This is a genomic window from Candidatus Nitrosocosmicus sp. R, from assembly GCF_054408505.1.
Genome location: NZ_CP167090.1, coordinates 1,167,638 through 1,194,351, shown reverse-complemented (window position 1 = coordinate 1,194,351; position 26,714 = coordinate 1,167,638). Strand labels below are relative to the sequence as shown.

Sequence of the window (26,714 nt, the reverse complement as noted above, 5' to 3'; positions counted from 1 at the left end):
AGAGACTTATGAATGACTACGTATGATATATCCCTTCTTGAAGGTGACGGTATTGGTCCTGAATTGTCAGAATGTGTATACAGCATTTTAATGAATATACATGACAAATCATCAACCCTAAAGTTCAATATTTCAAGAGTAGAAGCTGGCGATAATGCCAAATTAAAATATAACAAACCCCTTCCAGATGAAACCTTTGAAAAGATTAAAAACTCTCAAGCTTGTCTAAAATCTCCAGTTGGAGAATCGGCCGCGGACGTTGTCCTGGTATTGAGGAGATATTTTGAATTATATGCTAATGTAAGACCATCCAAAAACTACCCAAATATCCCATCTATCTCAAGTAATGTTGACCTAATTACCGTCAGGGAGAACACGGAGGATTTATACCTGGGTTGGGAATTTTATTCGGACGATGACACGGTCATTTCCCTAAGGAAGATTAGTAGAGAAGCATCCAGGCTTATTGCGGAGCATGCGTTCAAAATAGCAAATTCAAGGGAAGAGAAGAAGGTAACGATTGTTCACAAATCAAATGTGCTAAGACTGAGTGATAGACTTTTTATAGATACTTCAAAAGAGGTGGCCAAAGGATATCCCAATATTGAATTTGAACAGATGTACGTTGATGCGTGTGCCATGGAATTAATAAGGAATCCAAATCGATTTGACACTATTTTAACCACCAATTTATTTGGCGATATTATATCAGATGAAGCTGCGCAAATTACAGGAAGCATTGGATTGGCTCCTGCTGCAAATATTGGAAAAGACTTTGGAATGTTTGAACCCGTGCACGGTGCTGCTTTTGATATCGCAGGCAAGAATGTGGCTAACCCTACATCATTTATTCTAGCACTCAAAATGATGTTGGACTGGTTAGGTGAGAAGTACCAAGATAGTAATTTAATAGTTCAGTCAATCAAAATAGAGAAAGCAGTTGATGATCTGTTCATCAGGAATATCAAAACAATAGATATAGGCGGCAAGTTGTCAACAAAAGAATTCAGTAATAAGTTCATTAGTCTATTAACGGACATTGGATATGACTGATACCAAGACCCAATAAAAATTTCCTATATAGGATATATCAAGTCTAACAAATTTTTTAATATTCTAGCGGTAGCCCCCCAGATTAAATAGCCATCCACATTAAATTTAAACATCTTATTATCGCTGCTTGAGTGGTCCTCATCGATAGATATGCGATCGCGCAAAATTTCAAGGGGTATTTCAATCACTTGTTCTACTTCTTCATTAGGCTCAAAGGGAAATGATATTTTGCCGAGTATCACAATAAAGGGGTAGATAAGTATTTTAGTTGTATAGGTATTTGTGGGAGCGAGAGATCCAATGATTTTTTCTTTTTGAATCGCGAGGCCTATTTCTTCATAGGTCTCTCTTATTGCCGTCTCCATAATAGAACGATCTTGGCCAGAAACTCTACCTCCTGGGAAGGAAATTTCCCCTGCGTGGTTCCTTAGATTTGAACTTCGTTTCGTGAAAATGATGGTTGGAGTAAATTCATGATTAAAATGAATTATAACAAGCACGCTAGATTGTTCCTTGTTGAATTCACCTCCTACTCTCAAATCAATATTTTTAAAATTTTCTAAGGAGTCGCTTTTCTCCGTGACAAGTTCGATGAATTCTTTTTCAGAAATCAAAACTAGGAGATATGATAATAATATTATCTAAAAAACCTTTTTTTACTGTAGTCATACTCATTTAACTAAACTAAAAAATGAATCTAATTTATGAGTTAAACCCTCCAAAAATTTTAAATAGTCAGAGAATAGATATTACACTTTTAAATCAAGAATTAAGTAAATTCCTTAACAGAGCAAAAATTATTTCAAATTTCACAAACTACATCCATATTACCGATTCCGTACTTGGTATCCCCAGATTTTCAAGTATTCATGCAGCACAGATGATAATGAATAATCTAACCAATGTAAGCTTGAATATGAGTTGTAGTGTGAGGACAAGAGATAGGAACATGAATTCTCTTATACAAATGACAACAGACGCTATAATTTTGAAAATTAGCGGACTTTTATTTATTCAAGGTGACAAACCTGCGTTTCAAAATTCAGAACGAACACCCTCACTTTCAAATCCAACAGAGGTAGTCAAGCTTTTAACTTCCATAGGATTTGACAAATTTATAGATCTTAATTTGTCTATACCAAACAAGATTTCAAATCATAAACTACTCCAGAAGAAGGTAAATGCAAAACCCCATAGGTTTATAACACAATCGATTAATTCAATTCAAGAGATCAGAGATTTAAAAGATCTGATGAAACCCTACCATATCGAGCTTATCCCTTGCATCATGGTACCTTCGGTAAAGAATGAAGGGGCAGCTACTATGATAGGTTTGGATTGGAGTGAATATCAAGATAATTTCCCAGGATTCTTAAAAGAAGTTTATAAAGAAACTGATCATATTCTGATTACCTCGCCCAATAGTTTTGATGAAGGGATCAAAGTTTTGAAGAACTCAGTTTAGTATGGCAAAAGTATATCAGATTGTTCTTTTGTGTTGGGTTATTTCACTTTTTAATTCATCGAGGACTAGTCTATTATATTCAAATAAATTAGAATCTTCAGATAACCTTGGTCTCCGATAATCAATCTGAATTACCTTCTTAACGCGAGCCGGTCTCTTTGTGAAGACCACAACCCTGTCACCGAGGCATATTGATTCAGATATATTATGAGTTACAAATATTATTGTCTTTCTGGTCTTAGCCCATATCAATTGAAGTTCAACTAATAGAAGATCACGAGTCTGCGAGTCAAGTGCAGCAAAAGGTTCATCCATGAGCAGTATGTCAGGATCCATTACTAAAGCACGTGCAATCGCAACCCTCTGTTTCATCCCCCCCGAGAGCTGATAAGTATAGGATTTGGAGAATTTGCTCAAATCCATCATTTCAAGGTAATGTAATGCAATTTTGTTACGTTTTTCTTTTTCAACTCCAACCATTTTTAATCCAAATTCAACATTGTCGATAACGCTTAACCAGGGGAACAAAGCATTTTCTTGAAAGACCATAATGCGATCGGGACCGGTTCCAAGCACCGATTGTCCGTTAAGAACCAATTCTCCTTCAGATGGCTTGTCTAAACCTGCAATAATGTTAAGTAGGGTAGATTTACCGCACCCTGAGGGACCTACAAAGCACACAAATTGTCCCTCTTCAATTGATAAATTTATGTTATCTACAGCTATAACCCTTCTCCTTTCACCTGATGATGAATTAACTGAAAAGGATTTAGTTATATTTTTCAATTCCAATTTACTCAATTAAACTATTGTAATATGGATAATCAATTATATAATTTAAAGCTTAGATTTCGTCTAATTAATATTTTGAGACGGGTATGGTAGAAACTTGTACAAAATACATAACAACTTACTACTATCCTTTATGTACTAAAATAAATGAAGCTGTCGTCTAAGTGGCTATATTGAAAATCCAAAATCAGAAATTCTGTTAATAGAGTAGATATACCAACACATTTATTTTATTAGAAATTTGAATATTTTAGTAAATATAACGTTTTGATCTGTCGCTCAGATGAATAAAGGTGAATCGGATTCTACAAAATGCAAAAATAAGCCAGGTGTATTTAACCTGTTAATCTTATTTAGATAAACGGATACCTCTAAAATGATCACCTTGGCATAATTGTTAGATAAACCACCATATTGGTTTAATATTAATCGAATCAGAGTTCTTTCTTATCCACTCATTTTAATGTCATTTAACGCTATTTGCAATAATTGGCAATAACTAAATGTAAAACAGGGATGAAGAATGTATATATTAAGCGTAAAAATGTGCAAGTCATTACTATTTGGTGCCGGGATTTATGCCCGATTGATTCTAATAACATTCACAAACGTCGTATCTAACTCTCATTCGTTCGCTAGTCAAAATCTATCCAAATCAAACAGTATACTGTGCATATGATGACGAATCAATGATAAATATGCCTCAAGATAATTCAAATTTTTCTGTGAACAATCCACTTATGACCTATGATAAAAACATTATTTCCATACTTCCATTAAACCAAAATCAAATAGAAATACAAGTCGATCCTATAATCCTTGATAAATTGACTTCTAATTCAACCTGAGGTAACATTACAAGTAATCCCTCATGAAGCCCTTGTACTACCATTGATGGTACTAGTTCAAACTCACTTGGAATTAATGAACAAACTCCATGCATAGAATCCTTATCAAATAATAATAAAGAAATTATCATCAATTTTGATTATTAAGTCACAGAGAATGAAGAAATCGATAGTATTGACGAGTACTACAATTATCTACAACTACCTAAATAATTTGATTCTTCAACCAGGAGAAATATTTGTACTTTCCAGAAATGTGGTGAGGATTTTGACAATTTGGAAGTTTATCGGGTTGATCAGAACCTGGGTACCGGCAAAATAACTAATGTAGATTCGAATAGTTTTGCGAAGATAATCCTGGATCATTTCGTATATATGAATACTGATTTCTTAACAGTGCCAAATATTGATGATGGATTTTCTTCATGGAAATTAATCATAGTATATGAAAACAATGATGAACTGGTTACATATTTTATAGCTGATAATGTCATAATTGAGGGTTAAATATTAACAGACATTTGACTCACTAACCCTACAAACTTTAAAAAATCCGGTCTGTTTACCTTGAAATCAGAAGGGAGATTTCGTGAAATTTGGGTTAGGAACAAACCTCATTGAAACATAAGAGAAAAAAATGTATGAATAATTAACGAATTATCCTGAATGATTAATTTCGGGGAGATTTTATCATCATATCTCTTATTGAAGTAATTATAATTTTACAGAATATTTTAGACTTCAGGAATCATTAAATTAATTCTAATAACTGTGATTAAAAGTATTTGATCCGAGAATGTCAATACTTAGTTATAAACAATTTTAGAAAATCAAAGTTATTTACGATATCTTCCACCTAGTAACCTTTTTTAAGAATCTGGTGATTGATCTGATCATAGTAAATTTGAAGAAAAAAATTGTTTTAGATACAAGTATCATAATAGATGGCCATATAAGTCATGAAATTGATAACAAAGATATTGATGATAATTTTGAAATTATAATTCCTCGAGCTGCAATTGATGAGCTGCAGTCGCAGGCATGTAAGCAGAGAGAACACGGGTTCATGGGACTTGCTGAACTTAGAAAGATTAGAGAAAAATCTAGTGAAAATAATATCTTACTCCGAATTTATGGGGAAAAGCCCAATTTAGAAGACATAAAACTAGCCAAGAATGGGAGGATAGATGCAATTATTACCGAAATAGCTGAAAAAGAGGATGCGACATTATTTACAGCTGATTACATACAACATTTGGCTGCTAACGCAACTGGAATATCAAGCATTCATATACGCTCTCCAGTCTCGGCATCTTTTAATATAGAAAATTACTTTGACGAAAATTCAATGAGCGTGCATTTAATAGAAGGAGTGGAACCCTTAGCAAAGAAAGGTACTCCAGGAGAATTTACCTTAGAGAAATTATCTGACACTAAATTGGATAAAAAAACTTTAAATGAAATCATGAATTTCCTATTTTCTACTGAGAACAATAAAAAAATATCAAATATAGAAATTTCGTTTGACGGATGTTACGTGATAATGTACAAGAATTTGAGAATTGTCATCACTCAACCACCTGTATCAAATAAAATAGAAATTACTGCAGTTAGACCGATTAAGAAATTATCCTTACAAGAATACCATTTAGATATGAGTTTGATAAATAGACTTTCAAAAGAGGCAGAGGGAATTTTGATAGCTGGGAGACCTGGTTCAGGCAAGAGTACATTTGCAAGTAGTATCGCAGAATATTATGTCCAAAATAATAAACTTGTCAAGACTCTTGAATCACCAAGAGATTTGCAGGTGCCGGAGAATGTAGTACAATATGGTTCTATTAAAAACGGGTATGAAAGGGTTGCAGACATTCTATTACTTGTAAGACCAGACTTCACCATCTTTGATGAATTAAGGCGGATAAAGGATTTTGAATTATTTGCAGACCTGAGACTTACAGGTATTGGGATGATAGGGGTAATACATGCTAATGAAGCATTGGATGCGATTCAACGCTTTATTGGCAAAATAGAATTAGGTATGATTCCTCATGTAATAGACACAGTAATATTTATTCACGGAGGTAAGATTCAAAAAATTTATGAATTAAATTTGACTGTTAAAGTCCCTGCAGGAATGGTTGAACAAGATCTTGCTAGGCCTGTGGTTGAGATCAAAGATTTTTTTTCAAAGGAATCAGAATATGAGATTTACTCTTATGGAGAAGAAAACATAATTATCCCTTTGAAAAATATTGAAAAAAAAACTGATAATGAAAGAAATAACAAGATAAATAAGTTAGCAGAATCCAAGATAAGAGAAGTAATAGGCAAATTTGATCCCAAAGCTGAAATCAAGATTATTTCCAATGATAAGATAAGAATAATAGTTAGTAAAGAAGTGATTCCCAGAATAATCGGTAGAGGAGGTTCAACCATATCAGAAATAGAAAAAATCTTAGGAGTCAAGATTGATGTAGAAGCGAAAGTTCCACTAATTGGTAATGAAGTAGCATTTAGCATAACCGAATCAGGATCAAGGATTTACCTACTAGTTGAAGAAATACAAATAGGAAAAAAGGTTAATTTATTTTTAGGAGATGAGCTACTAATAAGCAATCAAATTGGAAAGAAAGCCAAATTAAAGATAGATAAAAAGTCCGAAGTCGGTAGAAAAGTATTCAACACCATTATGAGTAACAATCAAGATTCTTTGAAACTATATGAGAGTAAAGACGAATAGAAGATGAATACTCAAAAGGAGATTTTTGGTACATAAGTCCCGAAAATCTCTTTAAATGTATCGTTAATTTCGCCAAGGGTCACCTTGTTTTTAACACAGGATATTAAATATGGCATCAAATTAACATCTTGCTTTTCGGCTGCAGACAACAAGGAAGAGATCTGGTTTTGGACCTCAACATTATCGCGAGACTTTTTAAATTCTTTTAGCCTATTTACTTGTTTTATTTCCAATTGAGGGTCAACGGTAGCCAATTTTGGCTCGATGTCACTTTTGTCTGTAAACTTATTTACACCTACTATTGTTCTTTCACTACTGTCGATTTCTTTTTTTAGGGAATATGCATTTTTTCTAATTTCTTCCTGGAAAAAGTTTCGCTCAATTGCTGCCAATGCTCCGCCCATCTTGTCAATTATGTCAAGGTAAGAATTGACCCCATCGATAATTTGTTCGGTTAAATACTCGACATAATAGGAGCCTGCTAATGGGTCAACTGTTTTCGTAACTCCCGTTTCGTAGGCCAGCACCTGTTGAGTTCGAAGAGCAATTTTAACAGACTCTTCAGTAGGTAAAGCCAACGCCTCATCTCTGGAATTAGTATGCAAGGACTGGCAACCGCCTAAAACTGCAGCCAGTGCTTCAGTTGTAACTCTGATGATATTATTATCAACTTGTTGTGCAGTTAGACTTTCCCCACTAGTTTGAACATGAAATCTTAAATGTGAAGATTTTGGATCTTTTGCATGATACCTTTCTTTGATGATCCTAGAATAGATTACTCTTGCTGCTCTGAATTTAGCAACTTCCTCTAAAAACTCCATAGTACAACAAAAGAAAAAAGAAAGTCTAGGTGCAAAATTATCTATATCCAGTCCTCTTTCCACGCAGGTATTAATGTACTCGATAGCATCTGCAAAAGTGAAGGCTAGTTCTTGGATTGCATTGGAACCTGCTTCACGGATATGATATCCAGAGATACTAATTGGGTAAAATTGAGATACTTCAGTTGAACAATATTGTATCATGTCTCCAATAAGTCTTAATGATGGTCGGGGGGGGTAGATGTATGTATTTCTCGAATGATATTCTTTCAAGATATCGTTCTGAGTGGTTCCTCTAATTTGGGAGGGCGATACACCTTGTGATTCTGCAACTGTAATGTACAAAGAAAGCAGCGTTGCGGCAGTGGAATTAATGGTCATAGAGGTGCTTACTTTATCAAGCGGAATATCTTTAAAACAAGTTAACATGTCATCTATTGAGCTTATCGCTACTCCTGTTCTACCTACCTCGCCCTCCGATTGAGGATTATCTGAATCTCGCCCTGTTTGAGTAGGTAAATCAAAGGCCAGAGACAAACCTGTCTGACCATGGCCTAAAAGAAACTTGAATCTGTTATTTGTCTCTTCTGCACTACCAAATCCACTGTATTGTCTCATTGTCCAATGACGTTCCCTATACATGGTAGGGTAAATTCCTCTCAGATACGGATAAATACCGGGGTCAGATTCATTTTCTTTCTTGATATCGGCCGGCGTATAATACTTTTTTACCGGAATATTAGAATCAGTCTTGATCGAATTCTTGTCTTCGCTCATACCAGATCATTTACTGGAAAATACTAATAAAGATAATTCTTCTGCTGCGGTATATGGATCCTTTGATTTGTCTAACATAGAGTCGACCAGCTTGTTTATCTCCATGTTTTTTGAGTTCAACACTTGCAAAGACTTTTCTCTCACTTCGTCTAAAACCATCAATTTGAGCTCTGTTTTTAAATCTTCCCTTTCCTTCTTCTTCTTTTTTGAAATCCAATCATCAGTAATAATTAGATCTCTTATTTTTTTTGATAATACATCTAGTCCTTCCCCAGAATGAGCCGATACTTTAAAAATTAATGGTTTTCTAGGTAACTCGCCTATGAGATCTAGGAGTGTTAGATACAGAGTATTAGAGCCCTCTATGTCAGATTTATTCACGATGTATACGTCTCCAATCTCAGTTAATCCTGCTTTAACCGCTTGGACATTATCGCCGGTGTTGGGATTGAAAATTACAACCGTTAAATTTACAACCTTTGAAATTTCGATTTCTAACTGGCCAGCACCAACACTTTCTACTATTATTAGGTCATACCCGGCTGCATCTAAAATTCGGATTATATTTCGCAGTGATTTAGAGATGCCACCAGATGCTCCCCTTGAACCCAAACTCCTCATGAAAATATCGTCATCGTCCATGGTTGTAGGCATTCGGACTCTATCACCAAGAATAGCACCCCCCGAAATAGAACTTGTAGGGTCTACGGCCAATATAGAAATTTTGAAACCAAAATTCTTGAAATAAGAAATCAGTTTTCCGATAAGAGTACTCTTTCCTGCACCAGCAGGACCTGTAAATCCGATTGTGACAGCTTTTCCGGTATTTGGATAAATTTTTCTTAATATTTCATGGGCTAATGGGTCCTCGTCATCTATCTTTGAAATGGATTGTGCAATAATTCTTTTATTTTTATTTAATATGCCTTCAACAATATCATCCATTGGGATGAGATAAAAGTATTGGAAATAAATTATTTTGCAATCTTTGATTGATTCAATCAGAATAATGTATCATATTATCTGGGTTTCTAAATAAATCGTCATGTTCACTGCGCAACAGTGCCTTTATGCTAAATCCGTGGTCTTCCTCTAATGAAAGTGATTCATATTTGTAACCACGTATAATTGCCACAGGAATCTTTAAAGTCTTACCCATTACAAGTTCAGCGGCTGCCGCAAGTTCGTCCGCTATGGCAATTTCTGTTACCAATAATTTTTTTCCATATTCATCCCTCATTCCGATGTAACTTTTTAAAGGGATAATGCCAGCAATCCCGATCGCAACATTAGTTTGACCCGTTCTGAAAGGTCTACCAAAAGTATCGGCTATAATTACAGATACTTTTTTTCCAGAAATATTATAAAATGATTTCCTCAAGTTTCTTGCAGAAATATCAGGATTCTCGGGTAGTAAAAGGGCTTTTTGAGAATCTTCAGAAACATTACTTTGATCTATTCCGGCATTGGCGCAAATAAATCCATGCTTGGTCTCAACTATTAAATGTTTTTTTGTGATGCGTATTATCCTAGTAGTTTCACTTAAAATTAATTCAATCAATCGCGGATCTTTAGAGTGAAAATTAGCTAACCGGATTGATTTTGGAGAAGGAATAATGTTCCTTAAATCTCGCAATCTATTCTCTGATTTTGATACGATTTTTTGAGCCACCACGATAATGTCATGATCGCAGATCTGCACATTGTCCAATTGTAATGATTCAAGAATTACCTTTGACACGTCATCGTGGGGTTCAATATTTTTATTTATACGTATTGGAATGATAGAAATCAAAAAAGAATCACATATTCTTTTCTTGTTACGAATTAATCTTAATTTTGAATTTCTCTTTTATTATAGGGATTAACAGAGACAAATCCTTTTTGTCAATAACTACATCTGATTTTTCACGAACTACTTTCACTGCACAAAATCCTACCGTAAAAGAAGATAAATCAAACAACTTCAAATCATTAGCGCCATCGACGACGACTACTATCTCGTCCCTCGAAAAGCCATTCTCTTCAACATATGATCTTACTGCTGCAGATTTATCTGAGGTAACTCTTATGGTAACGTCCAAAAGTTTGTCGTCTTTAAAGATAAGGTCGTTAGAAAATATTTTATCGATATTTAGTTCAGAGTATAGTCTATCAGTTATGATGTTAAACCCTCCCGAAACGGCCACTAACTTCCAACCCAGTCCCTTTAGGAAAGAACATAATTCTCTTGCTCCTGGCATTATCTCCAAATTCTGCGCTATCTTGGATGCTTGATCATAACCTATGCCTCTTAATGCATGGACCCTTTCTATTAATCCCTCCTCCCAATTAATTTCCCCGCGGATACCTTTGTTGGTTATATCCCAAATTTCCTTTTCTTTTTCTGGACCAATTAAATTTGCCAAAACTGGTAGATATTCAGCGTTTAACAATACGCCCTCTACGTCAAATATAGCAAGCATAACACAAATCATTCTCCTTGTCCATACATAATATTAAGATATTGAAGAGAATAGTCTATTTATTTCGATCATTGTTGTTATGACTTCATGTTTGCTATTTTACTTAGGAGGTTAGTCAATTAACGGGAATTGAATATTGACTTAAACAGTCATCAAAAATTCACTTTCTCGTTTAATATAATTAAGAGATTTTTAGGTCTATTAGAGGCTGAAATCAATAAATAATCCCTCGTATATTTCGCAAAAACATTTAATTAAGTTCAAATGCCTTTATTTAACTATGTCTTCCAATCCTGACGATAACATAAAGTCTAGTATGAAAACTATTGACGTAAGGGGCCTTTATTGCCCTGAACCAGTTTTTAGAACTAAAATTGAAATTGAACGTATGACCAAAGGTGATTTATTAAAAGTAGTTTCTGACGATCCAGATTCAGAGGATGACATTTCTAGATGGGTTAACAGGAACGGTCATGAATTGTTATCTTTAAACAAATCAAATAAAGATTTAGAATTTACAATTAAAAAGGCAAAGTAGGATGACAGCTTCGACTACCTATTCAGAATCTAATAATGTAACTGATAGAATCGGAAATACACCACTAATACAATTGAAAAGCTTTTCAACGAATAATGTAAAAATCTACGCAAAACTTGAATGGTATAATCCCTTTGGGTCAGTAAAAGATAGAGCAGCCTATTGGATGATAAAAAATGCTGAAGAAAAAAAAATTCTTAGAAAAGATAAAAGTATAATTATTGAACCTACATCAGGAAACACCGGCATTGCTTTAGCAGGTATCGCATCTTATTTGGGTTATAAGGTCGAGATTGTAATTCCTGAAAAAGTAAGTAAAGAAACTAAGGATATTCTTAGAAAATTAGGAGCTGTATTACATGAGACCTCAGATGATTTGTGCCCCCGAGTAGGTGCTGGTACGGATCAGAGCATAGCCCTTGCTTACGCTATTTCCAAACCAAGACCAGATGTTTACTATATGCCAAATCAGTACGAAAATGATTCTAATTATCTTTCTCATTTTCAAAGTACCGGACCCGAAATATGGGAACAAACCAATGGAAAAATAACTCATTTTTTCACCGGCGCTGGAACAGGAGGTACAATAACTGGAACTGGAAAATTCTTGAAAGAAAAGAACAATCAAATCCAAGTAGTTGCTGTTCAAGCACAGAGAAATCATCTGCTTCAAGGGTTAAGAAACTTTGAAGAATCAGCGAAGCCAGAGCTTTTCTTAAGGCGTGAAGAAGTGGTAGATGATTGGTATACAGCAACGAACGAAAAATCATTTAGAATGGTAAAGCAGATTGCGCTGAATGAAAATATGTTAGTTGGACCATCTTCTGGCTCTGTTTTAGCCAGCATGATGGAGCGGGCTCTAGAGACCACAGGCAAGGACCAAGTTTTTGTGGGTATATTCGCCGATGACGGTCGCAAGTTCAAAAGTTTGTACAAAGAACAATCGGTATTTACAGACGAGGAATTTGAAAATTACTTGAATAACAATGGATTTTTGCCAAAACTAGCATACCAGTAGTAACAAGCGGATAAAATTTAACAATTATTGGCTACGATGGTATAAAAATGAAATATGAGGATTTTTTATTTATTATTTTTTTCAGACAACCATTTTTCAATGTCTAGAGCAGCCATACAGCCAAATCCAGCAGCAGTTATCGCTTGTCTGTACTTAAAATCATGAACATCGCCAGCTGCAAAAACACCATCGACGTTTGTCCTTGTACCATTCTGAACTATTACATATCCTTTTTCATCCAGGTCCACTTGTCCCTTAAATATAGTGTATTTGGTTCATGACCTATTGCAACAAAAACACCACCCGCTTCTAAATTTTTTTCTTCAGCGGTATTCATGTTCTTAACGACTACGGAGGAGACTTTCTTGTCTCCTGTGATACCACTAATAGATGAATTCCAAATAAATTCAATTTTTGGATTTTCAAAGGCACGTTCTTGCAAAATTTTACTTGCACGTAAATTGTCACGTCTATGAACAACCTTAACTGTTTTACCAAATTTGGTCAAAAACGTTGCTTCTTCCAGAGCAGTATCCCCGCCGCCCACAACTACAATGTCTTGATTCTTAAAAAATGGCCCATCACAAGTCGCACAATAAGATAGGCCCTTTCCAGAAAACTCTTGTTCGCTTTTAATTCCCAATTTTCTAGGAGTGGCACCAGTACTAATTAAAACTGTATCAGACGTGTAGGCGGATGAGCTGGTAAAAATCTTAAATGGTCTAGAATTAAAATCCACTCCTGTGACTTCGTCGATGAGCATAGTAGTTCCAAACCTTTCTGATTGTTGTTGCATATTTGTCATCAAATCTGGTCCATTTATCCCATTTGGAAATCCTGGATAATTTTCAACTTCTGTAGTGGTCATCAATTGCCCACCAGGTAAACTGCCCGAGATTACAATGGTCCTTAATTTTGCTCTGGATGTATAAATAGATGCCGTGTATCCGGCTGGTCCAGAGCCGATTATTATAACATCGAAGTGATTCTCTTCGGAGTTACCTGGAGTATGATTTTTTTTAGCTTTATCTTTTTCATTTTCAAATCGATCCATAGACAGTGTCATAATTAATAGACCTGGAATTTCATTTATTAATGTATTAGGACCTTGTTTTATTACTATCCCGATTTTAGCACAGTTAATGTGATAATTTTCTAATACAAATTTTATTATATTCACCTAATTATAATGATAAAAGGATAATTTTAATGAGAATAATAGTATGTGGAATGGGGGTTGTAGGCCAAAGTTTTCTAAGGTTACTGATTTCTAGTTCGAACTTATTATATAAGAATTATGGGATTAAACCAAGGGTTGTGGCATGCATAGACAGCAAGGGAGTTGCATATTCTCAAACTGGCTTAGATTTGGAGAGAGTTCTAATGGTTAAGGCAAAATATGGCGAAGTCAGCAAGTATTCTGAATCAATATTTAATGCTGATAATTATATTGAAAATATTGACGCAGAAGTCTTACTAGAACTTACCCCTACCAACTTAACCACAGCCGAACCAGGGTTGTCTCATGTAATCTCAGGATTAAGAACTAAAAAGAATGTTATTACTGTAAATAAGGGACCATTAGCTTTATCCTTTTCCTCGTTAGTTGAACTATCTGAATATAATAACGTTATGTTAAGATTTAGTGGAACAGTAGGGGGGGGCACACCCGTACTGGATTTTGCAAAACATTGTCTAAAAGGGGACAGAATTACATCCTTTACAGGAATATTAAATGGGACAACAAATTATATCTTAACTAAAATGGGTGAAGGATTGCATTTTAGTGAAGCACTAGAAGATGCTAAGGAGAAAGGATATGCTGAAGCTAACCCTTCTTTGGATATTGATGGAGATGACGCGGCAGCTAAATTAGTCATAATGGCTAACTGGATTATGGGATACAAAGTAACTTTAAAGGATGTGGACAAAACAGGGATTACTAAAGTAGCTCAAGAAGAAATAATTAAGGCAGCTAGGGAAAGGAAATCATTAAAATTAATTGCCAATTGTGACAAGGATAGTCTTTTCGTTAGACCCATTCCAATATCAAAAGATGATCCAATATGTGTTAACGGGACTTTGAACGCTGTTACTTTTAGATCGGAACATTCTGGAGCGCAAACGATAATAGGAAAAGGAGCTGGAGGCATGGAAACTGCTAGTTCTATTTTAAGGGATCTCATAGAAATCAAAGAAAACTTCACCAATTATCAGCTTAATTAAAGTTTTGACCTGTCTTGTCAGTCTTCAGACAGTTTATAATAAAGAATTATATGAACAGGCGAGCTTTTGTAACTAATAAATGTATAGCGGTGAGCTAGAGGTCCAAGCAAAGAGGAAAACAAATGCAATACTACAAGAAGAGACAAATAAGATTCTGAATTTTTCTCGAGAATTAGCGATGATGATTGATGCTATTATCCAAGATAACGAGGATGAAATTAGAGAATCATCTAATAAGATGATTATCGTTGAAAACGAGATAATGGTGCTGACAAAACAAATCATTAGAGAGGTAATAGCTGTTGGCAGTTTAATGACCTATAGAGAAAACCTTTTAAGAACTGCTTATTTTATTGATGAATTTTCTGGTTTTATCAGTGGGATCTCCTTTAGATTGTCTAATATAGAGCCAAAAATCATTAAACTAAATTTTGAACTGGGGTTGAAATGGATGGTCGACAAATCTCAACAAGCTTTTAACTCTTTTACAATACTAGCATTAAGCATTTGATAATTCCTTTTACTGGTCAACTAGTCGAAAATAGAATATTCATTCATGATATTTTAGAATCACGAGCTTTGTTTGGTGATGGATATTTTGGTAAGCCATTGGGAATATCTAAACCTAAAAATTCGGAATTTGATGCACCGATAGTACTCGATCTCATTGAGGGGTACTATCTTTGTAATAAAAATCGGCTCAAAATTTTCAAAGATTCTGCCACAAATGTTGAACCAAAAGAAATCCTAAAAATTTGTAAGAAACAATATGTTAACTTTGAGGTCAAGTATGTGGTATTTGAAAATTTGAGAGATAAAGGCTATATTGTAAGCCCAGGTATAAAATTTGGTTGCGACTTTGCTGTTTATATTCATGGACCTGGCATCGATCATGCACCATTTCTCGTAAAGGTATTGAAACAAAATGACAATATTACAAGCATAGATATAGTACTTGCAGGAAGGCTCGCAACCACTGTTAAAAAGCAATTCATTTTAGCAATTGTTGATTTATCGGACGATTCCATCAAATTCATAGGCTTTGACTGGTGGAGAGCTTAATATATTCTGATTAAAGTATGGTCATACGGATATTAATTCAGAATCTTATCATGTTTTTGGTAAATCAAATTTTATAAAGTTCTCACCGGAAATTGTTAATCGAGTTGACAATTTATCAATACCAGGCTCAAGCCATCCTTTGTACCTTATAGAATTTTTCACAATATCGATGATACTTGGTTTTTTTTCGTTGATTTCTTCATAACATGAGAGTATCTCTCCGTATTTAATCTCCTGTTGTTTATTATAGTTGGTTAAATAAAAGACGAACAAAGTAGTTTTTTCGTAGTGATTCGTAGGTTTTTTCTCTGCATAAAAATCTCTGAGGCCAATTTTTTCATGATTTTGTTTCAAGTCTACAGGAAGGGGAGGTATATTAATAGAGATCTTTGGTATCGAATGCTTTGTAGTCTTGCCTGAGAGTGGTAGTTCTCTTTTAATATCATCAATCTCTGAATTTAAGTCCTTAGGCTTCGATGAATGAGTTCTAGATTCTTGAGAAGAAAAATTCTCAAGTGGGATTGGAACATTGTCTACAGTTGCGTTAGATGGCGTAGTTGTGTAATTAAGCATATTGTCCTTGTTATTAATGATGACCTCCTTAATAGCAACCTTGAAAATTTCTTCAAACTTTTCTAAATGTTTATCTACGAATGATTCATTTCCTTCAAGTTCAAAAACACCTTCTTTTAGGTTAATCCTGAACTTCGTATCGGAGGCCAATAAAAATTTTCTAATTCATAATTATATAACTATTTGCTTTTGACCAAATTAAAGATAGTCAAAATCATCCTTCTCGTGCCAATAGTTAAACCTTTGATGTAACCAAGGAAAAAAGTTACTTTCTCTATTCTCAAATTCCTTCTTCATTATTCTAACTATTTTTTTGGATACTTCTCCAGGTTTTCCATAAATTTGTTTTTTCTTTTTAAAATTAAATCCATAATCCACTCCTTTTTCATATATTGTAGTTATCATTCTCGGTAACCACATTCGGTTTATCGGAGGAACTAAAAGATTCCCTCTAGCGTCAAAGACCGTTTCTGGCCGATCGGTATTGAATCTTACGGTAAAGGAGCTAACTTTTGGGAAATATAATAACTCTTCTTGCAATGATCCCGAGTCAGTAATCTCTGCCCAACATTTTCCACTGTCCAGAAACTCTACTACGTGGCCATATTCCCTCCATAATTCAGTAATCATAAACTTTTCAGGATAAGTATTTTCCAGATATTTAAGTTTATCATAAAGATCAAACCTGTATAGTGCAGATATGGTAGCATTCAACAAGACTAAAACTACTTTAAATTCCGAATCCTTTATCAAATCACTCAACCCCCCTATTATAGCATTAAATCTATGGTTCGTTAAATTTTCCCTGCGATGAATATCCATTCTGATCCAGTTTCCGGATTCTAATTTAGGATATATTTCAAAAATGCTATTCTCAGGTTTCTTCATTCTTTTGATGCCAATAGCATCTACAACTGAATTCCCAACTATATGGATATCTTCGTCTGGATATCCTTCCCTAAGTAAATGCTCTTTATTTAGTTTAGTGGGAACAAAAAAAAACTTTGTTCCTGAAGAACATACCCAAGTATCAATTTGTTCGGGAAACGGTTCCTCCCTAGTTAGGAACCATGATGAGGACAATTGGTTCGTAATGAATTTTTCTACATCGGAATGGCTAGGATTTACATTCATCTTTATATCTTTTATAATAGTTGGACTCATTGATCTGAGTCCAGCCTCATTTTGTCCGACTTTTTGTCCTAGTCCAAAAACCCAAGACAAAGTTGCAATTCCTGCCACCAAAGTGTCACCATGAACAATCGGTAGAATTCGGTTGCTTGAGTATCTTTTTTTCAAATATCTACCAAAATACCCAAATTTCATGATTAAATCGCTAGATTTTTCCATCAAGTCCCCACGTATCTGCAAATCGCAAACTATTGAATTTTCAAGGTCAAATTCCTTAATCCCATAGCCTAGCAATTCATCGTAATGCTGTCCTGTAGAAATAATAAATGAAGGTAAACCCTCTTTAATTGACTCTATCAAGAGAGGAGCTTGCTTATAAAAATCTGGTTTAGTGCCTATTACAATAGCCAAAGCTTTATTAAATTCATTATCCTTCGAAAAAATCGATTCTAAATTAAGATTGTTGATCCTAATTGGAAGAAACTCCTTGTCTATTGAAAGTGTATCAAACTTTCTGTTAATATCTTTCTGATTTGCTCCATTAATTTTACTAGTCAATTGTTTATCATTTCCCATGACTAATCTATCGCCATTTCCAAGTAGTTAGATCCTAGCATTTTTGGCGGACATATACAGACTCTTTCTATAGTTTATGTAACCCATAGCTACCATTAGTATACCAAAAATTGAAAATACCCAAGGTGCATAGACAACCCATGATGGTAAATCAATTTCAGTTATCAAAGGGATCAATGTAGTTATATAGATCATCCCGAATATTAAGCAAATTCCAGATGCTAATACTAGTAAGGAGGATAATCGTGACCCTTCGGATAGCACGTTTGTAAAAAATGAAAGTCCGATTGCGGGTGCTAGTGAAATGAATATGAATTGGAGAAAAGCAGTGGATGGATCGACGGTAGTTGTTGGGCCACTTCTCTCAGGACCAATCAAAAAAGTGAAGAAGGCAATTGAGTTAAATATGAATAAAACTACCAGACCCAAAACTGCAATTGACAACCACTCTCCGGCCCTTAACATTTCTATAATTTCATTTTGAAAGATACAATATTTTAATATTGTTACAAGAGAATGTTAATGTACCCCAATCAAATTTGCCAATTCTTTTCTTGAAGCTTCTCCCAAAATTTTAGCTGAATCTTCGGGATTTGGTGTATTTACGTATATCCCAAACCCTCTTTCCAAACCAGACCAAGAGGAGATTAGAGGATATACTTCTATGTGCCAGTGTAATTGCCTACTATTCTTTTTCTCAGGTGAAATATGAAAAGCCATGCTAAAATCGGTTTTACCCAGTATCCTATCCATCCCTCGTAAGGATGAACAAATCACCAAGGCTAGATCATTTATTTCCTTCTGACTTGCTTTTGAAAAAAAGGTAGAATGTTTTCGAGGACAAATCCAAAATTCGTAATTATAGGTGGGCGCCCATGGAACTAAGGTTATGAAACCATTAGTAGAGAATAATTGTCTGGGACCGTTAATTTCAGACTCTATCATACTACAGGCAGGACAACTACCGCTTTCATTCATGGATTGGTGAAAGGTTTTCGCTTCTTTTTCGATAATAGGAGGGATTGAAGAAAATGTCGTGATATGAAAATGAGGATGTTTTATTTTACTACCCCCATTAGTCCCACGGCTGGCATATATAGCAACATATGTCACACCCCGCTGGCTGTATAACCATCTTACCCTGTCCTGAAGTACCAACAACAGATTGGTCCATTGATCGATGGACAATTCTGAAAGAGCGATATCATGATTTGGGGTTGGAACGATAATAAGGTCATATCCACATGCTGGCTCCCTATAGAATGGACGATCTGAATACTGCTGATTTGAGTGCGCGGTCACTAGGGGATTCGTGCATTCAAAAACTCGGATCGACCAATTCTCATTCTCATCATCGGTTGTATCATAAAGTCTCTGCAATATTCCTTCCTTGACTACAAAAGATAATACAAGATTGTCACAATCCCCGGTAGATCCAGTGCAATATGGACATACTTGACTGCTAGTAACAGGAGCAGATTGCGTTTTATTGTAATTGATTTCAGGTTTTTTGTTCGCATTATCAATATTATTAGGTATTAAAACAAACTTATCTTGAACATAATAATCCTTTCTTAATTCTGACAATTTTTCTACCTAAAAAGTTCACCAAATTGCTTTAAATAAGTATTATGCATCCTTTTTTTGTAAAAGAAATAATTCCTAGTATAAAAAATTAAATAAATGGTCCTGATCATTCGACAAAATTACGTTTTTGTAACATATGTTGAAAAATGTGGTTTCCTGTAATTTTCATTTCGGTCTGAGCTTCCTAGCAGATCTAAATTGTCAAAAATTAAATTAAGTAAAACCAAATAACATTTGTGCCTCAGTCAAGTAGCGACGAAAAATGGGATTCAGTAAAAAAATACAAATTAACAAAAATGTTAAATGATCTATCAAAGATAACTGGTCACGGTACTGAACTAGTTACTGTTTATATTCCGCCAAAAAGGCCGATATATGATGTTTTAGCACAATTGAGAAATGAAGCCGGAACTGCATCAAACATAAAATCAGATTTGACCAGAAATCATGTTCAGGATGCCCTTAACAAAACAATGGAACAATTAAAATTGTATAAGGAACCTCCTGAAAACGGATTGGTTATTTTTTGCGGGGCCATTCCTACGGGGAAAGGTTTAGGAACTGAAAAAATAGAAATATTCACGGTTGTACCCCCAAAACCAGTTCAGATTAACTTGTATAGATGTGATGATCATTTTTGGATAGATCATATAAAGGAGATGCTAAAAGATGATCGTACAATTGCCATTATATCTATAGACACTCAAGAGGCGGGGTTAGGAATTTTAACTGGGGATAGATGGGAAACAATTGAAACTTTGACATCTGGAGTTTCTGGTAAACACCGCCAAGGAGGACAATCTGCGCGAAGGTTTGAGCGTCTTAGAGATAATGAACTTAATGAATATTACCATCGTATTGCAAATTATGCGCAAAAAATTTTTATTGACCAATATACGGTCAAGGGTCTGATAGTAGGAGGCCCAGGACCCACAAAAGAGACTTTTGTCAGAGAGGAATATCTTGATTATAGATTGCAAAATAATATCATTGCTACACTTGATACTTCGTATTCTGGTGACGAGGGGGTAAGGGAAATCATAGATAAGGTAAATGATCAAGGAATAATGTCGGAATTCCGATCCATGGAAGAAAAGAAAATGGTGAAGAAATTCATGGGTGAAGTTTTTTCAGGTAAGGGGTTAGGGATATATGGGCTTAATGATGTTGTAAATAATCTCAAGGCAGGAATAACCGATTCGATAATTGCAACCGATAGTATTGATTTAGTATACCTAGAAGTAATTTGCAGAAAATGCGATTTCGGCTATGAAAAAATAGTTGAAAGAGACCAACTGATTGAAACAAAACAAAATATCATTTCTACGCCCTGTTCCAAATGTGGTGGACAGGACTACACAATTAATGAAAAGGATTTCATAGACTACCTGGAGGAATATGCTTCACTAGCTGGAACAAAACTTGACATAATTTCTTCTAAAACCGAAGAGGGGGCCCAGATTCAAAGCCTTGGAAAAATTGGAGCATTGTTAAGATTCAAGCCTACTACGTAACTTGTGAGATCAAACTTTTCGGTCTTCTAATTGCTTGATGGCAGTACTTAATACTTGATATCCATAGATTTTACCCAATGATCCCCTCTTGGAATTTGATTCTGTAAATCTTGAAGTAGAATCTTTCCTGATTCCTTGGCCAGAAACAATTATGGGTATGGGATCGTCGGTGTGGGCCTTTTTAATACAAGGTGTTGAGTGATCGCCCGAAATTATGAAATATATTTCTATACCTTTCATTGTGCTAATTCCCTCTAAAATTTTTCTAAAAAAGCGCTTGTCTATTTCATTTATATTGTTTTTCTTACCCTTGGCGTTCCCATCATGACCAAATTCATCAGGACCTTTAATATGGACATAAACAACATCGTGATCTTCAATTATCTTTAGTAATTTACTAGCTTTTAATTCATATTCATCTGGAGAACCAGCGTTGTACGACCTCATTCCCAGTATTTGTGAAATTCCGATTTCCACAGGCATATCAACAAGAGATGCGAAATTTAGATTGTATTTATCATTAATACGCTGTAAATGAGGATATCTATTCCCAGCGTCTCTCAATAAAATACAATTTATTGGCAAGAAATTCTTTTCTTTCCGCTCTATATTCACCAGACAATTATCCAGTATTTCTATCACTTGGTCAGAGAACTGATTTATGGTAGTGGCTGATAATCGAGAATTTGCATCCTTTGATTCTGATTTTGTTACATACAAATCTCCCTTGGAAGTATCCAATGCAATACCAATCCCATTTACTTTGTCATAAGCAGGATCCGTATTTGTAATATTCTCACCTAATGTTGTACCTTTTTTCCTGAATCGTATGACAACTCTATGCCCAATCGTCGGCTCTATCGAGAACTCTATTCCCTCTATCTTGATATTCTTTCTAATGAGAGCACAGATTGCGGCCGAATCTGCCTCGGTAACAATTCTACCAGCTCGTCTGTCTAAAATTTTCTTAGTAGTTGGGTCGATTGTTGCAAAATTGCCTCTTAGTGCTAGGTCCCCCTCCTTAAAATCAATTCCACAACCTATGCATTCTACTACACCCCTTCCAAAATATTCAATGTCTCTAAAGTTGTAGCCTAACATATTAAAAACTGCAATATCAGACTGAGGAGCGATGCCGTCTCCAACACTCACAACTTGGCCCGAAACTCCCATTCTAGCAATCTTATCTAGATATGGGGTATATGCCGCTTCCAGCGGGGTCAAGCAATTTAAATCTGGATGTGGAAGGTCGCCTACCCCATCAAGCAAAACATAAATTATTTTGGATTGATTCAATTTCTTAATTTTGATTCAATATAAATTTAATTTTAATGTATTCAAATATATGATATAATATTAAATAAATAAGCTCATCAAGATAATCCAATAGTGCCGTACCAAATCACCTCGGATGCAAAACATCAAATAATACTTACAAGCAGGGAAAAAAAAATATACCTAGATCCGAGGCAAATATTAGCTGAAAATTATGTTTTCATTTCACATGCACATATTGATCACATGTTAAATAAGACTGCTACCAAGAAATACAATTTAAGAAATAAGATCATCTGTTCGCCTGAAACCCTTGCAATTGCGAGCCTTCGTGGCTACATCTTTGAAAAAGAAATTTATTATCAGGACGACTGCACATTAATTGATACTGGACATATACTAGGATCAAAAGGTCTTTTGATTGGAAACGAGATTTTCTATACTGGCGACTTATCCATGAGGGATAGAGCATTTCTTAGAAAGACCTCTATTCCGAAAGCCGAAACCCTAATTATTGAAACAACCTTTGGAAAACCTGAATACATTTTCCCTCCATTAGAACATATCACCCATTCGGTAAATTCGTTAATTTCAGAAATGTACAGCAGAGGAATTCCAGTCATATTAATGGGATATTCATTGGGGAAGGCACAGGTCCTTACATCGTTGTTTGGCGCTTGGAAGCCGCTAATAATACATGATGAAATATTCAAGTTCAATCAAATGTACAAGCAATTTGGAGTGACATTAGAAGATTCTACACCATTGTCAAATGCAATAGAACTGGGCTTGATGGAGAAGGGACCATGGATAATGATACATCCTTTAACTAACGGCAAGGATCCCAAGATATCTCATTATAGGGAAAAGTATGGCGCAATTACTATAGGTTTCAGTGGATGGGCAATAAATAGAAATTACAGAAACATGATGAACCTGGATTATGTGATCCCTTTTAGTGATCATTGTGATCATAACGAGTTACTCGATGTTGTAAAACAGTGCAATCCCCGCAAAATATACACATTTCATGGATTTCAAGAAGAGTTTGCTAACTACCTAGTCAAATTGGGGTATGATGCAGAATCCATAAAGAGAGGAAGCAAGACAGTCAAGAAAGGATTAAAGCAACTTCCGAATACTAAATCATTAGATATTTATTTTTAGAAAAAAAATTATTTTTGCATGTCAGCAAAATAAGGAACGACCTTATTTCCGAAGGTCTCTATGTTTTGATAAAGCCCCTCACCCCAGAAACGAATTATGAAATGATTTGTACCGGCCTTAATAAATCGTTCCAACATTTCTATTACATCATCTGGGCTGCCAACTCCTATAGCAGTTCTTGCCACATCATCAGGGATTTGTAAAGATGCTTTTTTCATTTGTTCCATCAATTCAGGTTTGTTCATGGCATATTCAGTAAAGTATCTCCTAAAATCAAACTCGGAATCCTGTTGTATGTTATGAACCTTCAATAATTCAGGTTTGTAGAGGCTGACCTTGACTGCTTTTTTCATCTTTTCCCATGCTGCTTCTCCGTCTGGAGCAAAATAAACATCCACATCATTTGCAAATTCAAAATTGGATATGTCCCTGCCTAGTCTCTTTGCGTGATCCTTAATGACATTTGCATGATGTTCAAATAAGGCTGGAGTATATCCTATAGGTATCCACCCATCGCCATATGTTGCACACAATTCTAATGTTTTTGGGGCCCCGGCAGCGATATATACAGGTGGTCGCGGTTTTCTGATGGGCTTTGCTTGTAGACAAGCTTCAACAAGGCTATAATAATTACCCTGGTAATTTACATGATTTTCTGGATCGGATTCAAACAGTTTTTCAATCACTTCCAATTGCTCCTTAAATTTTGACACAGGCTTACTGAATTCGATTCCAAAATCAACTACATTCTGAGCCTCTCCAGCACCAATTCCCAGTATACCCCTACCTTTAGTTATCCTGTCAAGGGTCACTGTTGACAGAGCGATAGTTGAGGGGTGCCTCCTTATCGCATCTGTTACGCATGTCCCTAACTCCACGTTGTTGGTCACAGACCCAATTGCTGCTAACATTAGCCAGGCATCATTTACTACAGCGTTTTTCCATTGAGGCACATTTGTGTGATCCATTGCCCATACAGAGTCAAAATTAGTCCTATCTGCTATTTGCGCTGCAGTAATTACCTGCATTTCGTCCAGTCCCAATCTAGCGACGTTTAGGCCAAATGTCAAACCGAATTTTATTTTCACTTAATTATTTACCCCCGATACCGTAAATTTTCGTATAATTCCATAATTCTCCATTTCTATATTATCTCTGAAATGATACTTATTTTATAAAGTTTTATTATAATAACGGAGAAGCAGAATATGATTTACAAAATATATGAATTATTCGTTCAATAAAGCATTCTGATAAATAATTAATATAAGAGATCTAAGTCTCATTAAATATTAAAATGAATAAGAGTAACAAAACAATACTTGTCACAGGGAGCGGAACAGGGATTGGTCAAGCTGTGGCAAGAAAATTCGCTAAACTAGGTTACAATATTATAATTTTAGGAAGGAGGAAAGAACCTTTAATCGATGCGTCAAATATTCTAAAACAAATAATTTCCGATGAAAAATTTGAATCATCCGTAACTTATTATCCAGGAGTAGATGTTTCCGATTTTGAAGCAATTAATAAGATGTTTGATAAAATTGGTACCGACTTTGGTCATATAGATATAATCGTAAATAATGCTGGAGTTTCTGGTCCAGTAAAGATTTTTACAAATTCGAGTTATCAAGAGTTTAAAGATTGTGTTTCAATACACCTTACAGGTACTTTTTGGACAAGTATTAAAGCCTTAGAAGTACTCAACCATACTGGCAAGATAATTACAATTTCCACTTTTTTCACTGAGGAAAACAAATATGATCAGAGACCTTATAGGTTTAGAACACCATATACCGCAGCACAGGGTGCAAAGAATAGACTCTCAGAGTGTTTTGCATGGGAATTAGTTGAGAAAGGTATCAAATCTGTTGCAACAAATCCGGGTCCTGTCCACTCAGACAGAATATATAAAACTGTATACCCAAAAGCAGCATCCGAATTTTTAAGAGTTGGTGGTTTTAACGGTCTGAGTCACAAGCAAATCGAAGAGATTTCATCTGCCTTATTACCACATTTAGGCGATGAGCCCGAAATAATCGACAATGAATCAAAGAAAATAGCGACATCCTTAGCTGAAAAATACGAAGGTCTAGATCCTGTCTCGATCCAGCTCTTGGCAAAGGAACTTTTGGCGAAGATACAAGAAATTGCAGAAAAGGTACAAAACAATACGAAGAAGATGATAGTTGATAACGAATTCTTATCTCAGGATGATGTAGCAGAAATGGTACATAGATTAGCAAGTGACGAAATGAGCAAGTTATTAAACGGAAAAGTCATTCCAAATGACAGAGTTTTCTACCCGGTAAAGCCAATAGTTGAAAGGACTATAGATATTGAGCAGGACAAGACTTTAGAAAATAAAACAATTTTGATTACTACGGCTTCTACAGAAGAAAAATTATTGAACTTTGTCAAGCGAATTGCAACTAAGATTAGCGGGCAAAAAGTAAAACAACTAATTATCCTTACTCAAAACGATGAGCAATCTACAGAGGTGAGCAAGACGTTTGAAGGATTTCACCATCACGCCATCGACTTAGCTGATGAGAACACAGTAAAGAAAATATTCAATACAATCAATACTCGGTATGGTAGAATAGATTCAGCCATACACTTTACAGGTAGTTATGACTATGACAACAAATTAACTTTGCTTGATCGTAAACAATGGGACATCATGGTGGATAAATTCGTTAATATCCCACATTTGATAACGACCCAATCAGTATTATCAATGACTACCAACCAGGCATTAGACGACCCTTCGTTATTTGTAGGAATTAAAGGAAACATCGTAATAGTTGGTCCTGATTCGCCGGTTGGTAAGAAAATAAGTGGGGAAGTCCGTGCGAGGTCAGAAGTTTTTAGGGGAGCGTTAAGACCATATGTCACAACTGCCAACCAAGAACTTCACGATGTATTAAATTCCAACATAAATCTGACTCTCGTTTTCCCAGGGAACATAAATGGTGATTTGCCGGACTATGACAAACTGGAAGAATCACTGATAGGTTTAAGTTCACAAGAAGTTCAAAAAAATAATTTAATTTATTATGTAGATGAATAATTTTTTTATC

General features: G+C 35.2%; 25 protein-coding genes and 1 pseudogene. 12 read left to right on the top strand and 14 right to left on the bottom strand.

Features of this window, described 5'->3' with window-relative positions; genetic code table 11:
* Positions 1–12: 12 nt before the first annotated feature.
* The gene (locus AAGU22_RS06245; protein WP_458721334.1) at positions 13–1,053 is read left to right on the top strand and encodes an isocitrate/isopropylmalate dehydrogenase family protein; all 1,041 of its coding nucleotides are present in this window, start codon (positions 13–15) and stop codon (positions 1,051–1,053) included.
* Positions 1,054–1,076: 23 nt separating this feature from the next.
* On the opposite strand, the gene AAGU22_RS06240 is transcribed toward AAGU22_RS06245, so the two are convergent.
* Positions 1,077–1,667 carry an NUDIX hydrolase gene (locus tag AAGU22_RS06240; protein WP_458721333.1) on the bottom strand — a complete coding sequence of 197 codons (591 nt, stop codon included), beginning with the start codon at positions 1,665–1,667 and terminating at the stop codon, positions 1,077–1,079.
* Between the two features lie 77 nt (positions 1,668–1,744).
* On the opposite strand from AAGU22_RS06240, the gene AAGU22_RS06235 reads away from it, so the two are divergent.
* The gene (locus AAGU22_RS06235) at positions 1,745–2,518 is read left to right on the top strand and encodes a methylenetetrahydrofolate reductase (RefSeq protein ID WP_458721332.1); all 774 of its coding nucleotides are present in this window, start codon (positions 1,745–1,747) and stop codon (positions 2,516–2,518) included.
* 15 nt (positions 2,519–2,533) lie between these two features.
* Here the strand turns inward: AAGU22_RS06235 and AAGU22_RS06230 are convergent, their stop codons facing one another.
* A complete protein-coding gene (locus tag AAGU22_RS06230; RefSeq protein WP_458721331.1) occupies positions 2,534–3,319 on the bottom strand; it encodes an ABC transporter ATP-binding protein in 786 nt (261 codons plus the stop codon).
* Between the two features lie 778 nt (positions 3,320–4,097).
* Positions 4,098–4,289, bottom strand: a complete 192-nt coding sequence (locus tag AAGU22_RS06225) for a hypothetical protein (protein WP_458721330.1) — start codon at positions 4,287–4,289, stop codon at positions 4,098–4,100.
* Positions 4,290–4,434: 145 nt separating this feature from the next.
* On the opposite strand from AAGU22_RS06225, the gene AAGU22_RS06220 reads away from it, so the two are divergent.
* Both AAGU22_RS06220 and AAGU22_RS06215 read left to right on the top strand, forming a co-directional pair.
* The gene (locus AAGU22_RS06220) at positions 4,435–4,665 is read left to right on the top strand and encodes a hypothetical protein (RefSeq protein ID WP_458721329.1); all 231 of its coding nucleotides are present in this window, start codon (positions 4,435–4,437) and stop codon (positions 4,663–4,665) included.
* Between the two features lie 397 nt (positions 4,666–5,062).
* Positions 5,063–6,901: an ATPase, T2SS/T4P/T4SS family gene (locus AAGU22_RS06215; protein ID WP_458721328.1), complete on the top strand. Its 1,839-nt coding sequence runs from the start codon at positions 5,063–5,065 to the stop codon at positions 6,899–6,901.
* An 11-nt stretch (positions 6,902–6,912) separates the two neighbouring features.
* Here the strand turns inward: AAGU22_RS06215 and AAGU22_RS06210 are convergent, their stop codons facing one another.
* The 4 genes from AAGU22_RS06210 to serB are packed head-to-tail and all read right to left on the bottom strand — an operon-like array spanning position 6,913 to position 10,964.
* Complete coding sequence (locus AAGU22_RS06210; RefSeq protein ID WP_458721327.1) at positions 6,913–8,499, bottom strand: acyl-CoA mutase large subunit family protein; 1,587 nt, start codon at positions 8,497–8,499, stop codon at positions 6,913–6,915.
* A gap of 6 nt (positions 8,500–8,505) precedes the next feature.
* Positions 8,506–9,444: a methylmalonyl Co-A mutase-associated GTPase MeaB gene (gene meaB, locus AAGU22_RS06205; RefSeq protein ID WP_458721326.1), complete on the bottom strand. Its 939-nt coding sequence runs from the start codon at positions 9,442–9,444 to the stop codon at positions 8,506–8,508.
* 52 nt (positions 9,445–9,496) lie between these two features.
* A complete protein-coding gene (cofE, locus tag AAGU22_RS06200) occupies positions 9,497–10,294 on the bottom strand; it encodes a coenzyme F420-0:L-glutamate ligase (RefSeq protein ID WP_458721325.1) in 798 nt (265 codons plus the stop codon).
* A gap of 25 nt (positions 10,295–10,319) precedes the next feature.
* The gene (gene serB, locus AAGU22_RS06195) at positions 10,320–10,964 is read right to left on the bottom strand and encodes a phosphoserine phosphatase SerB (RefSeq protein ID WP_458721324.1); all 645 of its coding nucleotides are present in this window, start codon (positions 10,962–10,964) and stop codon (positions 10,320–10,322) included.
* Positions 10,965–11,244: 280 nt separating this feature from the next.
* Here serB and AAGU22_RS06190 point away from each other — a divergent pair, with 280 nt between their 5' ends.
* Entirely contained in the window at positions 11,245–11,502 is a 258-nt protein-coding gene (locus AAGU22_RS06190; RefSeq protein ID WP_458721323.1) for a sulfurtransferase TusA family protein, read from the top strand.
* A gap of 1 nt (position 11,503) precedes the next feature.
* Complete coding sequence (locus AAGU22_RS06185) at positions 11,504–12,520, top strand: PLP-dependent cysteine synthase family protein (protein WP_458721322.1); 1,017 nt, start codon at positions 11,504–11,506, stop codon at positions 12,518–12,520.
* Between the two features lie 65 nt (positions 12,521–12,585).
* Here the strand turns inward: AAGU22_RS06185 and trxB are convergent.
* Positions 12,586–13,574 (bottom strand): annotated as a pseudogene (trxB, locus tag AAGU22_RS06180) (thioredoxin-disulfide reductase).
* A 155-nt stretch (positions 13,575–13,729) separates the two neighbouring features.
* Between trxB and AAGU22_RS06175 the strand changes: the two are divergent.
* The 3 genes from AAGU22_RS06175 to endA all read left to right on the top strand — a co-directional run bounded on the left by AAGU22_RS06175 (position 13,730) and on the right by endA (position 15,808).
* On the top strand, positions 13,730–14,746 hold the full coding sequence (locus AAGU22_RS06175; protein WP_458721321.1) for a homoserine dehydrogenase: 1,017 nt from the start codon (positions 13,730–13,732) through the stop codon (positions 14,744–14,746).
* A gap of 79 nt (positions 14,747–14,825) precedes the next feature.
* Entirely contained in the window at positions 14,826–15,257 is a 432-nt protein-coding gene (locus tag AAGU22_RS06170) for a hypothetical protein (RefSeq protein WP_458721320.1), read from the top strand.
* Entirely contained in the window at positions 15,257–15,808 is a 552-nt protein-coding gene (gene endA / locus AAGU22_RS06165) for a tRNA-intron lyase (protein WP_458721756.1), read from the top strand. The genes AAGU22_RS06170 and endA overlap by 1 nt, the downstream gene beginning before the upstream one ends.
* A gap of 48 nt (positions 15,809–15,856) precedes the next feature.
* On the opposite strand, the gene AAGU22_RS06160 is transcribed toward endA, so the two are convergent.
* The 4 genes from AAGU22_RS06160 to AAGU22_RS06145 all read right to left on the bottom strand — a co-directional run bounded on the left by AAGU22_RS06160 (position 15,857) and on the right by AAGU22_RS06145 (position 19,675).
* Positions 15,857–16,531 (bottom strand): hypothetical protein, encoded by a 675-nt coding sequence (locus tag AAGU22_RS06160; protein ID WP_458721319.1) that lies wholly within the window; start codon positions 16,529–16,531, stop codon positions 15,857–15,859.
* A gap of 48 nt (positions 16,532–16,579) precedes the next feature.
* Complete coding sequence (locus tag AAGU22_RS06155) at positions 16,580–18,088, bottom strand: UDP-N-acetyl glucosamine 2-epimerase (protein ID WP_458721318.1); 1,509 nt, start codon at positions 18,086–18,088, stop codon at positions 16,580–16,582.
* Positions 18,089–18,115: 27 nt separating this feature from the next.
* Positions 18,116–18,532: a hypothetical protein gene (locus AAGU22_RS06150; RefSeq protein WP_458721317.1), complete on the bottom strand. Its 417-nt coding sequence runs from the start codon at positions 18,530–18,532 to the stop codon at positions 18,116–18,118.
* 75 nt (positions 18,533–18,607) lie between these two features.
* Positions 18,608–19,675: a galactose-1-phosphate uridylyltransferase gene (locus AAGU22_RS06145; protein ID WP_458721316.1), complete on the bottom strand. Its 1,068-nt coding sequence runs from the start codon at positions 19,673–19,675 to the stop codon at positions 18,608–18,610.
* A 236-nt stretch (positions 19,676–19,911) separates the two neighbouring features.
* Between AAGU22_RS06145 and prf1 the strand changes: the two genes are divergently transcribed.
* Positions 19,912–21,189 carry a peptide chain release factor aRF-1 gene (prf1, locus tag AAGU22_RS06140; protein WP_458721315.1) on the top strand — a complete coding sequence of 426 codons (1,278 nt, stop codon included), beginning with the start codon at positions 19,912–19,914 and terminating at the stop codon, positions 21,187–21,189.
* Between the two features lie 9 nt (positions 21,190–21,198).
* On the opposite strand, the gene AAGU22_RS06135 is transcribed toward prf1, so the two are convergent.
* Positions 21,199–22,485 (bottom strand): alkaline phosphatase family protein, encoded by a 1,287-nt coding sequence (locus tag AAGU22_RS06135; protein ID WP_458721314.1) that lies wholly within the window; start codon positions 22,483–22,485, stop codon positions 21,199–21,201.
* Positions 22,486–22,578: 93 nt separating this feature from the next.
* Here AAGU22_RS06135 and AAGU22_RS06130 point away from each other — a divergent pair, with 93 nt between their 5' ends.
* Positions 22,579–23,631, top strand: coding sequence for an MBL fold metallo-hydrolase RNA specificity domain-containing protein (locus tag AAGU22_RS06130; protein WP_458721313.1), 1,053 nt, complete (start codon positions 22,579–22,581; stop codon positions 23,629–23,631).
* A gap of 8 nt (positions 23,632–23,639) precedes the next feature.
* Here AAGU22_RS06130 and AAGU22_RS06125 read toward each other — a convergent pair whose 3' ends face one another.
* Positions 23,640–24,719, bottom strand: a complete 1,080-nt coding sequence (locus AAGU22_RS06125) for an LLM class flavin-dependent oxidoreductase (protein ID WP_458721312.1) — start codon at positions 24,717–24,719, stop codon at positions 23,640–23,642.
* A 209-nt stretch (positions 24,720–24,928) separates the two neighbouring features.
* On the opposite strand from AAGU22_RS06125, the gene AAGU22_RS06120 reads away from it, so the two are divergent.
* A complete protein-coding gene (locus tag AAGU22_RS06120) occupies positions 24,929–26,704 on the top strand; it encodes an SDR family NAD(P)-dependent oxidoreductase (RefSeq protein WP_458721311.1) in 1,776 nt (591 codons plus the stop codon).
* Positions 26,705–26,714 lie beyond the last annotated feature (10 nt).

Bases quoted from the DNA above. Each gene is read 5' to 3' on its own strand.
- AAGU22_RS06245 (WP_458721334.1), top strand. From the start codon at position 13: ATGACTACGTATGATATATCCCTTCTTGAAGGTGACGGTATTGGTCCT.
- AAGU22_RS06235 (WP_458721332.1), top strand. From the start codon at position 1,745: ATGAATCTAATTTATGAGTTAAACCCTCCAAAAATTTTAAATAGTCAG.
- AAGU22_RS06225 (WP_458721330.1), bottom strand. From the start codon at position 4,289: ATGATAATTTCTTTATTATTATTTGATAAGGATTCTATGCATGGAGTT.
- AAGU22_RS06210 (WP_458721327.1), bottom strand. From the start codon at position 8,499: ATGAGCGAAGACAAGAATTCGATCAAGACTGATTCTAATATTCCGGTA.
- meaB (WP_458721326.1), bottom strand. From the start codon at position 9,444: ATGGATGATATTGTTGAAGGCATATTAAATAAAAATAAAAGAATTATT.
- serB (WP_458721324.1), bottom strand. From the start codon at position 10,964: ATGCTTGCTATATTTGACGTAGAGGGCGTATTGTTAAACGCTGAATAT.
- AAGU22_RS06190 (WP_458721323.1), top strand. From the start codon at position 11,245: ATGTCTTCCAATCCTGACGATAACATAAAGTCTAGTATGAAAACTATT.
- AAGU22_RS06185 (WP_458721322.1), top strand. From the start codon at position 11,504: ATGACAGCTTCGACTACCTATTCAGAATCTAATAATGTAACTGATAGA.
- AAGU22_RS06175 (WP_458721321.1), top strand. From the start codon at position 13,730: ATGAGAATAATAGTATGTGGAATGGGGGTTGTAGGCCAAAGTTTTCTA.
- AAGU22_RS06170 (WP_458721320.1), top strand. From the start codon at position 14,826: ATGTATAGCGGTGAGCTAGAGGTCCAAGCAAAGAGGAAAACAAATGCA.
- AAGU22_RS06155 (WP_458721318.1), bottom strand. From the start codon at position 18,088: ATGGGAAATGATAAACAATTGACTAGTAAAATTAATGGAGCAAATCAG.
- AAGU22_RS06120 (WP_458721311.1), top strand. From the start codon at position 24,929: ATGAATAAGAGTAACAAAACAATACTTGTCACAGGGAGCGGAACAGGG.